The organism is Agrobacterium sp. ICMP 6402 (genome assembly GCF_009498615.1).
GTDB lineage: Bacteria > Pseudomonadota > Alphaproteobacteria > Rhizobiales > Rhizobiaceae > Agrobacterium > Agrobacterium burrii.
The window spans coordinates 124587-139538 of the sequence record NZ_QSNV01000008.1 but is presented as its reverse complement, the minus strand read 5'-3'; the positions used below and the strand labels follow the sequence as shown (position 1 = coordinate 139538).

15 protein-coding genes are annotated in these 14952 nt (G+C 59.8%); 9 read left to right on the top strand and 6 right to left on the bottom strand.

Annotated features, from left to right (window positions below; translation table 11 throughout):
• Positions 1-213 precede the first annotated feature (213 nt).
• The 5 genes from DXT96_RS19800 (at position 214) to DXT96_RS19780 (ending at position 3673) form a co-directional block, all read left to right on the top strand.
• Positions 214-933 (top strand): FadR/GntR family transcriptional regulator, encoded by a 720-nt coding sequence (locus DXT96_RS19800; protein ID WP_153516094.1) that lies wholly within the window; start codon positions 214-216, stop codon positions 931-933.
• Between the two features lie 55 nt (positions 934-988).
• Complete coding sequence (locus DXT96_RS19795; protein ID WP_371418934.1) at positions 989-1870, top strand: SMP-30/gluconolactonase/LRE family protein; 882 nt, start codon at positions 989-991, stop codon at positions 1868-1870.
• Positions 1871-1899: 29 nt separating this feature from the next.
• Positions 1900-2796 (top strand): dihydrodipicolinate synthase family protein, encoded by an 897-nt coding sequence (locus DXT96_RS19790; RefSeq protein ID WP_153516093.1) that lies wholly within the window; start codon positions 1900-1902, stop codon positions 2794-2796.
• A 311-nt stretch (positions 2797-3107) separates the two neighbouring features.
• Positions 3108-3317 carry a cold-shock protein gene (locus DXT96_RS19785; protein WP_153516092.1) on the top strand — a complete coding sequence of 70 codons (210 nt, stop codon included), beginning with the start codon at positions 3108-3110 and terminating at the stop codon, positions 3315-3317.
• A gap of 131 nt (positions 3318-3448) precedes the next feature.
• A complete protein-coding gene (locus DXT96_RS19780; RefSeq protein ID WP_149901031.1) occupies positions 3449-3673 on the top strand; it encodes a hypothetical protein in 225 nt (74 codons plus the stop codon).
• A 263-nt stretch (positions 3674-3936) separates the two neighbouring features.
• On the opposite strand, the gene DXT96_RS19775 is transcribed toward DXT96_RS19780, so the two are convergent.
• The 6 genes from DXT96_RS19775 to DXT96_RS19750 all read right to left on the bottom strand — a co-directional run bounded on the left by DXT96_RS19775 (position 3937) and on the right by DXT96_RS19750 (position 12083).
• Positions 3937-5589 carry an OFA family MFS transporter gene (locus DXT96_RS19775; RefSeq protein ID WP_149901030.1) on the bottom strand — a complete coding sequence of 551 codons (1653 nt, stop codon included), beginning with the start codon at positions 5587-5589 and terminating at the stop codon, positions 3937-3939.
• A 113-nt stretch (positions 5590-5702) separates the two neighbouring features.
• Positions 5703-6044 carry a formate dehydrogenase subunit delta gene (locus DXT96_RS19770; RefSeq protein ID WP_153516091.1) on the bottom strand — a complete coding sequence of 114 codons (342 nt, stop codon included), beginning with the start codon at positions 6042-6044 and terminating at the stop codon, positions 5703-5705.
• A gap of 68 nt (positions 6045-6112) precedes the next feature.
• Positions 6113-8995, bottom strand: a complete 2883-nt coding sequence (fdhF, locus tag DXT96_RS19765; protein ID WP_153516090.1) for a formate dehydrogenase subunit alpha — start codon at positions 8993-8995, stop codon at positions 6113-6115.
• Between the two features lie 4 nt (positions 8996-8999).
• Complete coding sequence (locus tag DXT96_RS19760) at positions 9000-10556, bottom strand: NADH-quinone oxidoreductase subunit NuoF (protein ID WP_153516089.1); 1557 nt, start codon at positions 10554-10556, stop codon at positions 9000-9002.
• Positions 10553-11032, bottom strand: coding sequence for a formate dehydrogenase subunit gamma (locus DXT96_RS19755; protein ID WP_153516088.1), 480 nt, complete (start codon positions 11030-11032; stop codon positions 10553-10555). Before DXT96_RS19755 ends, DXT96_RS19760 begins: the two co-directional genes overlap by 4 nt.
• 115 nt (positions 11033-11147) lie before the next feature.
• A complete protein-coding gene (locus DXT96_RS19750; RefSeq protein WP_149901025.1) occupies positions 11148-12083 on the bottom strand; it encodes a LysR family transcriptional regulator in 936 nt (311 codons plus the stop codon).
• A 189-nt stretch (positions 12084-12272) separates the two neighbouring features.
• Here DXT96_RS19750 and DXT96_RS19745 point away from each other — a divergent pair, with 189 nt between their 5' ends.
• From DXT96_RS19745 to DXT96_RS19730, 4 genes are all read left to right on the top strand, one after another.
• Positions 12273-13751, top strand: coding sequence for a helix-turn-helix transcriptional regulator (locus DXT96_RS19745; RefSeq protein WP_153516087.1), 1479 nt, complete (start codon positions 12273-12275; stop codon positions 13749-13751).
• A 140-nt stretch (positions 13752-13891) separates the two neighbouring features.
• On the top strand, positions 13892-14071 hold the full coding sequence (locus DXT96_RS19740) for a CsbD family protein (RefSeq protein WP_153516086.1): 180 nt from the start codon (positions 13892-13894) through the stop codon (positions 14069-14071).
• A gap of 32 nt (positions 14072-14103) precedes the next feature.
• A complete protein-coding gene (locus DXT96_RS19735; protein WP_188356124.1) occupies positions 14104-14427 on the top strand; it encodes a BON domain-containing protein in 324 nt (107 codons plus the stop codon).
• Complete coding sequence (locus DXT96_RS19730) at positions 14424-14930, top strand: DUF992 domain-containing protein (RefSeq protein ID WP_153516085.1); 507 nt, start codon at positions 14424-14426, stop codon at positions 14928-14930. The genes DXT96_RS19735 and DXT96_RS19730 overlap by 4 nt, the downstream gene beginning before the upstream one ends.
• Positions 14931-14952: the final 22 nt, after the last annotated feature.

The following is a 14952-nucleotide window of genomic DNA, read 5'->3' as shown; positions in this document are numbered from 1 at the left end:
CCGGCAGGGGCAGACCATATGGGCGTTTTCAGATGATTACAAGTATTGACAGCTTTTTACATATTTTTTATTCGTAGAGCGATTTTAGAAGACAGGCTTGACGATAAAGATCGGAACGGCAGCGCCCCCCGCTGATAAAACCCCGGTATTTCTGTTGCGGATGACATACAGGAAACCGTTCAACTTCAGCGATTTGCAACGAAAGGTGTGCTGATGGACAATATGACCACATCGCCGGCCGCACGCGGCGAGACCCGGCTCAGCGACATCGTCTACGAAAAGATCGTCGGCATGATTTCGGACGGGCGGTTTCCCATAAACGAGCGGCTACCATCCGAACAAAGCCTGGCCTCGCTGTTCGGGGCTTCCCGGCCGGTGGTGCGCGCAGCGCTGGAGCGGCTGCGCAATGACGAGCTTGTCGTTTCGCAGAAAGGCTCCGGCTCCTACGTGCGCCAGCAACCCGACTCATCGGTGTTGCAGCAGGTGCCGGTCGGTTCGCTCGCCGACGTGCAGCGCTTTTTCGAGTTCCGGGCCGGCCTTGAGGCCTCGGGGGCCGAACTTGCGGCGCGCAACTGGCAGGCGGCCGACAAGACGCGGATCGAGCAGGCAATTGCCGCTCTGGAACAATGTCTCGAGCGCAACGATCTTGGCGCAGAGGAAGATTTCGCCCTGCACGAAGCCATTGCGAGGGCAAGCCATAACCAGTTCCACATCACCGTGCGGATGTGGTTCAAACCGCATTTTGCGATTGGCCAGTCTGTAACGCGCAGCCTCAGCCTCAAACGCACGCCGCAGCATGTGCGCGAAGTGCAGAACGAGCACACTGCCATCGTGGAAGCAATTTTTGCGCGGCGCGAGCAGGCGGCGCATAACGCGATGAAAGACCACATCCTCAAAGCCCGCGCCCGCATGTTTCAGGGCGTCGGCGGCTAGAACCGATCCCGCAATTCAAAAAAACGAAGCCTAAACGGGCGATGGAGAATAATCAGTGAGCCAGCCGCGCATCATAGAACCGAAACTTCGCTCCCTCGTCGATACGCCTTTGAAAGTTGGCGAATCGCCCGCATGGGACGAGCGGACCGGCAATCTGTGGTTCGTCGATATTCTCGCCCCGGCGATTTTCCGCCTGCATGCGGACGGAAAGCTGGACAGGTTCGACATGCCCGCGCAGGTGGGCTGTCTCGGTCTGTGCGACAATGGCCTTGTTGTGGCGGGCCTCAAGACCGGCGTGCATCTGCTCGACCCCGCAAGCGGCAAGCTCGACCTTCTGTGCGATCCCGATCAAGGGCGACCCGACAGCCGCCTGAACGACGGCAAGGTTGGCCCGGACGGGCATTTCTGGGTAGGAACCCGCGACGAGGCCGCCGTGCCCACAGGCAATGCGCGTCTCTATCGTGTCGCGCCTGACGGCGGCATCGAGCGTATCATCAACGGCAACATGTTCACATCGAACGGGCTTGCCTGGAGCCCTGACGGAAAGCGGATGTACCATTCCGACAGCAGCGGCCTCATGTATCAGGCATTCGATTTCGATGTCGCCACCGGCAAGCTCGGCCCGGCCGAACGCCTTCACGATTTCGCGCCCGACGAAGGCAGGCCGGATGGTGCTGCGACCGATAGCGAAGGCTGTTACTGGAGCGCCGGCGTTCAGGCCGGACGTCTCAACCGCTTTACGCCTGAAGGCGAGTTATTCGAGATCTACAAGCTGCCGTTCAAGGGGCCGACCATGCCGTGTTTCGGCGGTCCGGACCTTAAGACGCTCTATCTCACCAGTCTCGTGACCGAAACCAACGGTGTTTCCACGGCGGGCACGGTCGTTGCATTCGATGCGCCCATCGCTGGCACGCCCGTGCACAAATTCTCCATCTGAGACGCCCTTTTACCTTGAGGAACAAATTGATGACGACATTCGATTTTCGCCAGGCCCTGCAAGGCATCTCCGGCGTTCCCGTGACGGCTTATGATGGAGGCGGCGACGTGGACGCCAGTGTCACCGCCGAGGTTTACGCCCGCGTGGCAAAGGCGGGCATCCAGAATATCGTCGCAGCGGGTAATACCGGCGAGTTCTACGCCCTGACGCCCGCTGAAATTCTGAAGGTCTATGAGGCCGCGATCAAAGGCGTGAACGGGAAAGCCCCGGTAACAGCGGCGATCGGGCGCTCGCAGCGAGAGGCACTGTCCATGGCGCGGCAGGCAAAGGAAATGGGGGCTTCCGCCGTCATGTCGCATCAGCCGGTCGACCCTTTTGCAGCTCCGCAATCACAGATCGACTATTTTATCGGCCTTGCAGAGGGCAGCGAATTGCCGCTGGTGGCCTATGTCCGTGCCGACGGTTTTTCGGTTGATGACATGGTCAGGCTATCCAGCCACCAGAATGTCGCCGGCATCAAATTCGCCACCACCGACATCATGCTGTTGTCGCGCGCGATTGCAGCTTCCGATCCGAACGGCGCTTTGTACGTCTGCGGACTGGCGGAAAGCTGGGCGCCCGCCTTTTGCGCGGCCGGCGCACGCGGTTTCACATCGGGTCTCGTCAACGTCGCGCCGCAGTTTTCATTGCAGGTCCTCGACGCACTGACATCAGGGGATTTCGACGCGGCCCGAAAGATCGTCGAAAAGATCGAGCTGTTCGAACGGCTGCGGACACGGTACCGCAACGGCGCGAATGTGACGGTGGTGAAGGAAGCGATGGAAATCCTCGGGCTTACGGTCGGTCCCGTTCGTGCGCCGGGGCTTGCGCGTCTCGATAAGCAAGATCGCGCCACACTTGAAGGGTTGCTTGCCAGCTGGCGGTGACACCGATCCGCGCTCAAGCCAGCCATCTGCAAAGGCCGAGCCTCAAGCTTGGCCTTTGTTAATGCTCAGCTTTCGGCCAACCTACCGATCCCCACCGCGACGCAATTTCTTGACGAAGATTTCGATACGGAAACCAATAGTTGACATTGCGACATCGACCCGATAGAAGAGGCAATCGAATTTGCTTGCTTAGCTTTGCTTATCACGTGTCTTGGCAACGCGTTCTGAACGAACCTTTCCTTTCAAAATCGCTATCATCATCCGCGGCGCCTGAGTGCTGTGGTTTCTCTATTGCTATGAAAGGGTTCATCATGACCACTGGCACAGTTAAATGGTTTAATTCCACCAAGGGCTTCGGCTTCATTCAGCCTGACAATGGCGGCACCGATGCTTTCGTTCATATCTCCGCCGTTGAGCGTTCAGGTATGCGTGAACTCGTCGAAGGCCAGAAGGTCAGCTTCGATCTGGAGCGCGACAACAAGTCGGGTAAAATGTCGGCCTGCAACCTGCAGGCTGCCTGAACGGGTATTTGCTTTCCTTTGACCACGGATGTACTGGCACTGCCGGAAGCATACTAACCCAATCAAGGCCAGGCACATCGCCTGGCCTTTTATTTTTTGCTCGCTTGCCGAGCCTTACCACCGGAACACCGATGACAGAAAAATACAGCATCTCTCGCCAGAAGGCAGAGATTGCCTTCAGCCATATTCAGGCACCGTTTTTCGCGAAGGAAGAAGCATTCGAGGAGCTTGATTCCATTGCGCGATCCCGCGAAGCAAAGAGCCTGCGGCTTCGGGAAGCACGTCTTGCAAAAGAACAGTCGGACCGCGCTTCGGCCACCTCCGCTCTCCTCGCCAAGCGTGCACGCGGGCGCTAATCATCGCAAAGAGGTGCGGCCACCAAAGGCCGGCCGGGATAATAAAAGAGAAGTTCAGCCCCCGGAAAATTAAAGCGCGCATTGGCGTGGCTCAGATTTGAACCTGCGACGAGGCCGACAGTGTTTGCGAGTTTGGGGAAGCGGCTCATGGAACCTGAACCACCTCCCTCTTTTTAGCGCCTTGATCAGGCAACACACCGACTACAAGCAGACGCATTCCTCGTCAGCGGCGCACTCATTCTGCATGACCGAACGAAATCCGCTCAGCCAAACAGCGCAAGGCTGCTTCTGACCGTGACCCACACGCCCCAGAGAAGCGGTATGCCGACCGCAAGCCACGCGAAGGCGGCCTTGGCGTCGAGACCACCCCTGCCGATGCCGAATGAGCCGGTCGGGCCGGCGCTGGCGGCCGCGGTTTTCGCCTGAAGTGCGGCAACCTCCGCATCCGACATGAACCATTTTTCCGGCAGCGGCTTCACGAACGCGTTGGCGATAAGGCCGATCGCCAGCATGCCCGCCAATATATACATGGTGCTGGTGTATAGCGCCGGACCCGGTGCAACACCGGCGGCAATCTGCGCTTCACGGATGTAGTTGACAACCACCGGTCCGGCGATGCCGGCCGTTGCCCATGCCGTCAGCAGCCGACCATGGATGGCGCCGACGAACTGCGTGCCGAAGATATCAGCGAGATAAGCGGGAATGGTCGCGAAACCACCGCCATACATCGACAGGATGATGCCCAGAGCCAGAACGAAGAACGCCTTGGAGCCCATGGTCGCAAATGTCGGGGCCAGGGCATAGAGAATGATGCCGAGGATGAAGAAGCAGAAGTAAGTGTTCTTGCGGCCCAGCTTGTCGGACATGGAGGCCCAGAAGAACCGCCCGCCGATGTTGAACAATGACAGCAGGCCGGTGAACCCCGCCGCAATGGCGGCGATCTGTGCCTTCTGACCGGCATCCAGATCCGCAAAACCGACGCCCGGAAGGCCGATCAGCGAACCGGCAAAGATTTCCTGCAACATGGGTGACGCCATGCCGATGACGCCGATGCCAGCCGAAACATTGAGGCACAACACCACCCATATCAGCCAAAATTGCTTCGTCTTGTGCGCATCGCGCAAATGCACGTGACGATGGGTGATCATCGCGCTTTTGGCCGCGGGCGCCGTCCAGCCTTCCGGACGCCAGCCGGCGGGCGGAATACGATAACCAAAAGCACCCGCCATCATGAAGGCGAAATAGATCAAGGCCATGACGACGAAAGTCTGCCACACGCCGACGGAGACATCCGTCTTGAAGGTGTTCATCAGGATATTGGCAAGTGGCGCACCGATCATCGCACCGCCGCCGAAGCCCATGATTGCCATGCCGGTCGCCATGCCGCGACGATCCGGAAACCATTTGATCAGGGTCGAGACCGGCGAGATATAACCCAGCCCCAGCCCGATGCCGCCGATGACGCCGGCCCCGAGCCACATGAGCCATAATTGATGCGTCATGACGCCCAGCGCCGCGACCAAAATGCCGCCGCACCAGCAGCAGGCGGAGACGAAACCGGCCTTGCGCGGCCCTACCCTTTCCAGCCAGCCGCCCCAGATTGCCGCCGAGCAACCCAGAAGGACAAAAAACAGCGTGTAAATCCAGCCGAGATCGGCCACACGCCAGTTGCAATCCGTTGTGAACAACGCACCGACAAGGGTGATGCTGGAGCAACTGGGATCCGTCACCGGCAGCGCCTTCGACAGCGGCAGCCAGAAGACGCTGAAGCCATAGGCCATGCCGATGCATAAATGAATGGCCAGAGCCGCCGGCGGCACCAGCCACCGGTTAAATCCGGGTTTCGCTATGATCCGTTCGCGGTCCAGAATTCCGGCCTGCACCGGTTCTCCCGCAGATACGCCTGCTACTGCCATTGACACTACCTCCCTCGTGGATGTCTGGACAAATTTTCGCGCCCCGTATGGCAGGGCGAAACCGCCGAATGCTCTCCCATGCGGCAATAGGTGAAGGCGGCCCCTCGCCGCGTTCAATGTCTGGTTTCAGGAATGCTCGGTTCGGACAGGGACTCACCCGCAGCCGGCCCTTTGCCGCCCGGCGCGCCCGTGGCATCCTCCCCAAGGCCGACCGCATCGTCGACAGGCGTTCCGGGCCTTTTGATCTCCTGCGAGGCCGCTATCACCAGCGGCAAAAACTCTCCGGCACCGGCATCGACAATCTCGAAAAACCGGCGGCGCATGCGCGGCTCCCAGAATTTGTTGATATGGGTGGCGACGCCGTCGATGCGGACACCCTCCGGCTGCGAGAGGAAAAAAGTCGCGATCTGGTTCGCCATCCTCACCAGTTTTTCGTCGGTGTGATTAAGCAACATGCTGCTCCCCCGCGCCGCCTGCCGGTCGGCGTCCGTGTTTCAAATGACCGGGGCACCCCCGGCCCCGATTATTCGGCTGCCTCCAGCTTGCCGGTGATCCGCCGCGACCGGCGGCCAAGCGCGTCATATTCCTCCTGCCACTCAGTCGGCCCGTTCGAAGGCGACACCTGCACGGCGGTCACCTTGTATTCCGGACAGTTGGTCGCCCAGTCGGAGAAGTCGGTGGTGATGACATTGGCCTGCGTGCCCGGATGGTGGAAGGTGGTATAAACCACACCGGGGGCGACGCGGTCGGTAATCAGCGCTCTGAGCGTGGTATCGCCGGAACGGCTGACGAGCTTTATCCAGTCGCCATCCTTGACGCCGCGCTGTTCGGCATCGTGCGGATGGATTTCCAGCCGGTCCTCCTCATGCCACACGACGTTTTCCGTGCGCCTCGTCTGCGCGCCGACATTGTATTGCGACAGAATGCGTCCCGTGGTCAGAAGCAGCGGGAAGCGCGGGCCGGTGCGCTCATCCGTCGCCACATATTCGGTGCGGATGAACTTGCCCTTGCCGCGCACGAAACCGTCGACGTGCATGATCGGCGAGCCCATCGGGAATTTCTCGTTGCAGGGCCACTGCACCGAACCGTTGACCTCCAGATAGTCATAGGAAACACCGGCAAAGCTTGGCGTGGTGGCTGCGATTTCGTCCATGACCTGAGACGGGTGCGTGTAATTCCAGCCAAGCCCCATGGCCTGGGCAAGTTTCTGCGTGACCTCCCAGTCCGAAAGGCCATTTTTCGGCGTCATCACCTTGCGAACGCGGTTGATGCGGCGTTCCGCATTGGTGAAGGTTCCGTCCTTCTCGAGGAAGGTCGAGCCGGGCAGGAAGACATGCGCGTAATTGGCCGTTTCGTTGAGGAATAGATCGTGGACGACGACGCATTCCATGGCGGCGAGACCGGCGGAGACATGTTTGGTGTCCGGATCGGACTGAAGAATATCTTCGCCCTGAATATAGATGCCCTTGAAGCTGCCGTCGACGGCAGCATCCAGCATATTGGGAATGCGCAGTCCCGGCTCGTTGTTGAGCTTCACACCCCAGAGTTTTTCAAAGACGTCGCGCGTGGCGTCATCGGAAATATGCCGATAGCCCGGCAGCTCGTGCGGGAAGGACCCCATATCACAGGAGCCCTGCACATTGTTCTGGCCACGCAGCGGATTGACGCCCACACCCGGCCGGCCGATGTTACCGGTGGCCATCGCCAGATTGGCAATCGCCATGACGGTTGTCGAGCCCTGGCTGTGTTCGGTAACGCCGAGACCGTAATAGATCGCGCCATTGCCACCCTGGGCAAACAGCCTTGCGGCACCGCGCAACTCCTCTGCCGGTACGCCGGTAAAGCTTTCGGTCTCCTCCGGGCTGTGTTGGTGTTCCGCAACGAAAGCGGCCCAGTCTTCAAATTCCGACCAGTCGCAGCGCTCGCGGATAAAGGCCTCGTCGAACAGTCCTTCGGTGACGATGACGTGGGCAAGCGACGTCAGCACGGCGACGTTCGTGCCCGGCTGCAGCGGCAGGTGGAAAGACGCTTCCACATGCGGTGTGCGGACAAGATCGATGCGGCGCGGATCGATAACGATCAGCTTGGCGCCCTGGCGCAGCCGCTTCTTCAGGCGAGAGCCGAAAACCGGATGGCCGTCGGTCGGGTTTGCGCCGATGACAAGGACGACATCCGAGTGCTCGACGCTATCGAAATTCTGCGTGCCGGCAGAGGTGCCGAACGCCTGCCCCAGACCATAACCCGTCGGCGAATGGCAGACGCGGGCGCAGGTATCGACATTGTTGTTGCCGAAACCGGCGCGGATGAGTTTCTGGACCAGATAGGTCTCTTCATTGGTGCAACGCGACGAGGTGATGCCGCCGATGGATTCGCGGCCATAAGCCCCCTGAATCCGCTGGAATTCCGAGGCGACATGCGAAAAAGCCTCTTCCCACGTCACTTCCCGCCACGGATCGGAAATCTTCTCCCGGACCATGGGGTTGAGAATACGGTCGCGGTGGCTGGCGTAACCATAAGCAAAGCGGCCCTTGACGCAGGAATGGCCGCGATTGGCCTGCCCGTCCTTCCACGGCACCATGCGCACCAATTCCTCGCCGCGCATCTCCGCCTTGAACGAACAGCCGACGCCGCAATAGGCGCAGGTCGTGACTAGCGAATGTTCCGGCTGGCCGATTTCGATCACCGATTTTTCGGTCAGCGTCGCCGTTGGACAGGCCTGCACGCAGGCGCCGCAGGACACACATTCGGAATCGAGAAACGCTTCATGCGCGCCGGGCGACACCCGGCTCTCGAAGCCACGTCCTTCGATCGTCAGCGCGAAAGTCCCCTGCACTTCCTCACAGGCGCGAACGCAGCGGGAGCAGACGATGCATTTCGACGGATCATAGGTGAAATAAGGGTTGCTCTCATCCTTCGGCATCCAGTTGGCGTTGAGAGCGCCATCACTGGCGCGGGCCTTCACGTGGTTGTCGCCATCGTAACCGTAACGCACATCGCGCAGGCCCACGGCACCGGCCATATCCTGCAATTCGCAATCGCCATTCGCCGCGCAGGTCAGACAGTCGAGCGGGTGGTCGGAGATATAAAGCTCCATCACGCCCTTGCGGATCTGTTTCAGACGCTCCGTCTGGGTGTGCACGACAAGGCCGGATGCGACCGGCGTGGTGCAGGAAGCGGGGGTGCCGTTGCGGCCCTCCACCTCGATAAGACAGAGACGACAGGAGCCGAAGGCATCGACCATATCGGTGGCGCAGAGCTTGGGAACATCGATGCCCGCTTCCCTCGAAGCGCGCATGATCGACGTTCCCGCTGGCACGGTGATTTCACGGCCGTCGATAGTCAGTGTCACCATCTCGGTGGACAGGGATTTCGGTGTTCCATAGTCGTTTTCAAAAACAAGGGCCATGGTCTTACTCCGCCGCTTCGATGCGTGGGATGGGTGCAAAATCTGCCGGGAAATGCCGCAGCGCGCTCATGACGGGATAAGGCGTGAAACCGCCAAGCGCGCACAACGAACCGAACTTCATCGTTTCGCACAGGTCTTCGAGCAGGGCTGTATTTCGCTCCCGCTCTATTCCAAGGGAAATCTTATCGACCGTTTCGACACCGCGCGTCGAACCGATGCGGCATGGCGTGCATTTTCCGCAGCTTTCCACGGCGCAGAACTCAAGCGCGAAACGGGCCTGACGCAGCATATCGGCCGTGTCGTCGAAGACGACGATGCCCGCATGACCGATCAGGCCGCCGGCGGCGGTAAATGCCTCATAGTCAAACAGCGTGTCGAACAGCGAGACGGGAAAATAAGCGCCCAGAGGACCGCCGACCTGAACCGCCTTGACGGGACGACCGGTAATCGTGCCGCCACCGATATCGTTGACCAGTTGCCCGAGCGGCAAACCGAACGCGGTCTCGTATAATCCGCCATGTTTGACATTGCCGGCAAGCTGGATCGGGATCGTGCCATGCGAACGGCCGATGCCGAAATCCCGATAAAAGGCCGCGCCGCGATCCATGATCACCGGGATCGACGCGAGCGAGATGACATTGTTGACCACCGTCGGTTTGCCGAACAGGCCTTGCAGCGCCGGAAGCGGCGGTTTGGCGCGCACCGTGCCACGCTTGCCCTCAAGGCTGTTAAGCAACGAGGTTTCCTCACCGCACACATAAGCGCCGGCCCCCATGCGCACTTCCATATCGAAGGCGCGGCCCGACCCCAGCACCGAGTTGCCAAGCACGCCTTCGCGGCGGGCGATCTCGATGGCCTTTTCCATCGTTCTGATGGCGTGGGGATATTCGGAGCGGGTGTAAATGAAACCCTTCGTCGCCCCGACCGCAAGCCCGGCAATGGCCATGCCCTCGATCAGCACGAAGGGGTCACCCTCCATGATCATGCGATCGGCAAAGGTGCCACTGTCGCCCTCATCGGCGTTGCAGACGATATATTTCTGGTCGGCCATGGCATCGGCGACGGTCTTCCATTTAATGCCCGTCGGGAAACCCGCGCCGCCGCGCCCGCGAAGGCCGCTTTCCGTTACCTGGCCGACGATCTCGGCAGGAGCCATGGAAACGGCTTTTTCCAGTCCTTTCATGCCCTGATAGGCGCGGTAATCCTCAAGCGACAGCGGATCGGTGACGCCGCAGCGCGCAAACGTCAGGCGCGTCTGGATTTTCAGGAACGAAATATCCTTGGTAGGCCCAAGACAGAGCGCATGGTCGCCACCATCAAGAAAACCGGCGTCGAAAAGTGCAGAAACATCAGAAGCCTTGACCGGGCCATAGGCGATACGGCCGTGATCGGTGCGAACCTCCACCAAGACTTCCAGCCAGAGCAGGCCACGCGAACCGTTGCGCACGATGTGGACATCATGGCCTCGGGCGGCCGCTTCGCTCCGGATGCCTTCGGCAACGCGATCTGCACCGACAGCCAAAGCGGCGGAATCGCAGGGTACGAAAACGGTGATGCTCATCGGCGCGCCTCCGCCAGAATGTCGCCAAGACAGTGCTCGTCTACCCTTGCATAAACATCGCCGTCCAGCATCAGGGCCGGCGCCTGGGCGCAGAGCCCGAGACAGAAGACCGGCTCAAGCGTGACCGAGCCATCCGCAGCCGTCTCGTGCCAGTCAAGACCGAGCTTTTGTCTGATGGTATTGTTGAGAGACTCGCCGCCCATCGACTGGCAAGCCTCTGCCCGACAGAGCTTCAGGACATGGCGTCCACCGGGATGATCACGGAAGTCAGGATAAAAGCTGACGACACCATGCACTTCCGCCCGCGAGACATTGAGGGCCAAGGCAATGATCTGCTTGGCGCTTTCAGGCACATAACCGAACTCCTCCTGCACCCTGTGCAGAATGGGCAGCATCGGCCCTTCCAGATGCAGACAGTCTTCGATGATGGCGGAAACACGGGCCGCCTCATCCACGGCCACCGCACGAATATTCATAAGGCCAGTCCTCCCAAACCGACTTGGGGCAGATGGTTCGAACGGAGGACCTCCACATCCTGACCCGTTACGTCGCACCCGCCTGATGCCGGAAAGAATGGCTAGCTGATCCAGATCAGGTCAATAACGCCTTTCCGTCAGTCGATAGGAAATTTCTATCAAAAACGGAGGCGGCGGCGCGCAATCGCGCCTCGTGCAGCAGCGCCGATACGAGCGGCGTATGCGGTTCGCGATAGGTCGCAATCAGCCCGACCAGATGTTCCGCATCCGGCTCGGTGATGGGGATCATTCGTATCTGTTTTGGAAAACCGAACGATTCCGCAATGTTACGCGGCATTATCGAGGCCCATTGACCCGTGCGAATATGGGAAAAAAGCACGATCATCGAATTGGATTCGAGCGTGGGCTTCGCCTCGACACCCGCTTCGGCCATGTGCTTGTTGATAATACGGCGGTTTTGCATGTCGGAAGTCAATAGACAAAGCCGAAGATCCGAGACCTGCTTCCAGGTCACGTTTTCCTGATCGGCAAGCGGCGTGCCAGCTGCGGCGATCAAATGATACCGCTCCGAATAAAGAGGAACCGTGGTGACCCGGCCGAGCGGCTCATTGTCCAGATAGCTGATTCCTGCATCGATCTCGAGATTTTCGATCTGGCTCAGAACCTGCAGCGAGGTGCGGGAGGTGACCGAGAACGTGACCGCCGGATGGCGCGCCTGAAACGGCTCGGTAAGACGCGGCACCATGGCAAGGGCGGTGGGGATGACGGCAAGGCGGATATGACCGGCAAGACCTTTGCGAGCGGCCCGCATTTCCTCCCGCATGGTGCGTGTATCGGCAACGATGCGCCTTGCCCATTCCAGAACCCGCTGGCCTTCCGGCGTCAGGCCCTGATACCGCGCGGCGCGCACGACAAGCACGACGCCGAGCTGATCCTCGAGTTGCCGGATGGCCGCAGAAAGCGTGGGCTGCGAAACGCCACACTCCTCCGCCGCCCGCCCGAAGTGCTCGGCACGCGCAAGCGCGATGAAAAACTCCAGCTTGTCGATCATCCTGCCTCCCGTAACACGTGTCGCTGTGTAGGACGGCGTGCACGGCGACACTAACGTGAGGTGAGCCCCGTCGCAAATCCAGTCGCAGCGAAAGACCGCCGGATTGCGACACGTCTCCTTGAGTTTGCTGCAACACTTGCCTCAACCATGCGTTATAACCCGCACGGGGATCAACATGCCGGGGGCAATATGGACGAGCACGCAGACATTCCGAAGATCAACCGGCTTGTGTTGCAAAATCTGATCGCCGGGTTGAGCGACGGATTGATCCTGCTCGAAAAGGACGGAACGATTGCCTGGGCAAACAGGGCGGCACTTCGTATGCACCGGATCGAGGCGCTCACGGATCTGGGAGAGGATGCAGCGGCCTACAGGCGCAATTTTACGCTTCGTTATCGCAACAACCATCTGCTCGAGGAGGGACAATATCCGCTCGAGCGTCTTCTGGCCGGCGATGATTTCGACGACGTGACGGTGGAAGTATCGCCGAGCGGCAATGAAGAGGAGTGCTGGGTCCATACGATACGTGGCCTCGTTCTTGAGGATGCGGGTGCCAGGCCCGACGTTCTCGTCCTCATCATCCGGGACGAAACACCCCGTTTTGAGGCTGAAGCGCGCTTTGAAAGCGCCTTTAACGCCAACCCCGCCCCGGGCCTGATCTGTCGGCTGGAAGACGAGCGTTTCATCCGCGTCAATCAGGGCTTTCTTGAAATGACCGGCTTCACACGTGAGGAGATTATCGGCGTGAGCGTGGAGGAGCTCGGACTGTTTTCCGAATGCGACACCGGTGAGGACGCGCTGAAGCGGCTGCATGAAGGCAGGATCATCCGCCAGCGGGAGGCGCTTATCCCCATACCGGGAGGCGACAGACTGGTGATCGTTGCTGGCGAAACCATCGCGGTTGCCGAGGAGCCCTGCATGCTCTTCACCTTCGCCGATCTTGACGGGCGTCGCAGGGCGCAGAACGCGCTGCGCCAGAGCGAAGAACGGTTCTTCAAGTCTTTCCGTCTTTCACCCGCGCCGGCTGCCGTTTCGCGGCTGGAAGATTTCGTGCTGACTGAAGTCAACGACGCCTTCCTGCAACTATGCGGCCGCAAGGAGCCGGAGGTGGTGGGCAAAACCGCCGGCGAATTGCGGCTTTGGGAAGACGTGGCGGCACGCCGGGATATCGAGAAACGGCTGAAGGACAACATCCCCATCCGCAATGAAAACATGCGCATGAAGCTGAGCGATGGCGGCGCTGCCGAATGCATCGTTTCTGCCGAACGCGCCGAGATCAACGACCAGCAATGCGTCATCTGGGCAATACAGGACGTGACCGAACGCAGACGCTCGGAAAATGAACTGATCGAGGCGATCGAAAGCGTGATGACAGATACTTCCTGGTTCAGCAGGACCGTCGTCGAAAGGCTGGCAGGGCTGCGCCAGAATGCGCGCAGCACGACGCCGTCCGCATCGCTGAAGGACCTGACGGATCGCGAGGAGGAAATCCTGTCGCTTATCTGTGACGGTTGCAGCGACAGGGAAATGAGCGACAGGCTTCATCTTTCCAAGCACACCATTCGTAATCATATCGCGTCGCTTTATGGCAAGATCGGCGTGAACCGCCGTACTGCAGCGGTCATCTGGGCACGCGAACGGGGCTTTTCCGGCCGCAGGGAAAAATAGCAGCCTGCTTTTGCGAAAATAGGTCACTTTATACCAGTTCAACTAGTAGAAAGTGCTCTGCTTCAGGCCATTGCGCCGCACTACCTTCACATCATGCCGTTGTCAGCAGCGGCAGTATCCAACGATGGAAGGAGTGCATCATGGACAAAAACCGTATCGAAGGCATTGCCCGCCAGGCCAAGGGAACCATCAAGGAAGCGGTCGGAAAGATTACCGGCCATGGGCAACTTGAAGCGGAAGGCAAGGCCGAAAAAGTCGCCGGCCACGCACAGGAGAAACTTGGCCGGGCGAAAGACGCCATCACCAAAGCATTAAAGTGATCTACCGATTGTTCAGGGCGGGAGGTTTCACGATGATGCTTTCATGGGACGCAAACACGGCACCGGGCTGCAATCCGCAGGAAATCAGCCTGTGCGCCGCGTTGCAGGCATTGATCGCCTATGCGGACGGGCAGGAAAACAGCAGCATCTCCGTCAGTTCCTCTGATGGGTGCATTGTCCTCACAGGCGAAGTTGAAACACTCTCTGCCTTCGAACGTGCGGTCATCATCGCCGAATGTTTCGCATCGCGACCCATCATCGCCGATCTGGCGATCCGCCAGCGGCCGTCGATCAGGCTGGACGCGGCCTCCCCGCGCCTCCACCTCGCCAACAATAACAGGAGTGATAAACAATGAAGAAGTTCGTTCTCGCAACCGCCATTGCAACCCTCGCACTTGCCCCGCTCGCCTCGGCCGAAACCAAGCACAACTCGAAGCGCGCGACTGAAACCGTCCAGAAGGAACGTGTCGGGACCTTGTCCTGCGAAATCGCAGGTGGGGTCGGCCTTGTGATCGGTTCCAGCAAAAATGTCGATTGCCAGTTTCGCCAGCGTTCCGGCAAGACCGAGCGCTACACCGGCACCATCGGTAAGCTGGGTCTCGATATCGGCGTGACGGGCAAGACCTATATGAGCTGGATCGTGTTCAACACGGCGGCGAGCCGCATCGGCGACGGCGCGCTTGGCGGCGAATATGTTGGCGCTTCCGCCGCCGCCTCGGTCGGCATCGGTATTGGCGCAAACGCCCTGATCGGCGGCAACGCCAAGAATTTCGCGCTTCAGCCGATTAGCGCCGAGGTCGGCACGGGTGTAAACATTGCAGCGGGCGTATCACGCCTGCAATTGAAGCACGCCCGCTAATTAAGGCTGCAAACAGTGCGGT

Bases quoted from the DNA above. Each gene is read 5' to 3' on its own strand.
- DXT96_RS19800 (WP_153516094.1), top strand. From the start codon at position 214: ATGGACAATATGACCACATCGCCGGCCGCACGCGGCGAGACCCGGCTC.
- DXT96_RS19790 (WP_153516093.1), top strand. From the start codon at position 1,900: ATGACGACATTCGATTTTCGCCAGGCCCTGCAAGGCATCTCCGGCGTT.
- DXT96_RS19785 (WP_153516092.1), top strand. From the start codon at position 3,108: ATGACCACTGGCACAGTTAAATGGTTTAATTCCACCAAGGGCTTCGGC.
- DXT96_RS19780 (WP_149901031.1), top strand. From the start codon at position 3,449: ATGACAGAAAAATACAGCATCTCTCGCCAGAAGGCAGAGATTGCCTTC.
- DXT96_RS19775 (WP_149901030.1), bottom strand. From the start codon at position 5,589: ATGGCAGTAGCAGGCGTATCTGCGGGAGAACCGGTGCAGGCCGGAATT.
- DXT96_RS19770 (WP_153516091.1), bottom strand. From the start codon at position 6,044: ATGTTGCTTAATCACACCGACGAAAAACTGGTGAGGATGGCGAACCAG.
- fdhF (WP_153516090.1), bottom strand. From the start codon at position 8,995: ATGGCCCTTGTTTTTGAAAACGACTATGGAACACCGAAATCCCTGTCC.
- DXT96_RS19760 (WP_153516089.1), bottom strand. From the start codon at position 10,556: ATGAGCATCACCGTTTTCGTACCCTGCGATTCCGCCGCTTTGGCTGTC.
- DXT96_RS19755 (WP_153516088.1), bottom strand. From the start codon at position 11,032: ATGAATATTCGTGCGGTGGCCGTGGATGAGGCGGCCCGTGTTTCCGCC.
- DXT96_RS19750 (WP_149901025.1), bottom strand. From the start codon at position 12,083: ATGATCGACAAGCTGGAGTTTTTCATCGCGCTTGCGCGTGCCGAGCAC.
- DXT96_RS19745 (WP_153516087.1), top strand. From the start codon at position 12,273: ATGGACGAGCACGCAGACATTCCGAAGATCAACCGGCTTGTGTTGCAA.
- DXT96_RS19740 (WP_153516086.1), top strand. From the start codon at position 13,892: ATGGACAAAAACCGTATCGAAGGCATTGCCCGCCAGGCCAAGGGAACC.
- DXT96_RS19735 (WP_188356124.1), top strand. From the start codon at position 14,104: ATGATGCTTTCATGGGACGCAAACACGGCACCGGGCTGCAATCCGCAG.
- DXT96_RS19730 (WP_153516085.1), top strand. From the start codon at position 14,424: ATGAAGAAGTTCGTTCTCGCAACCGCCATTGCAACCCTCGCACTTGCC.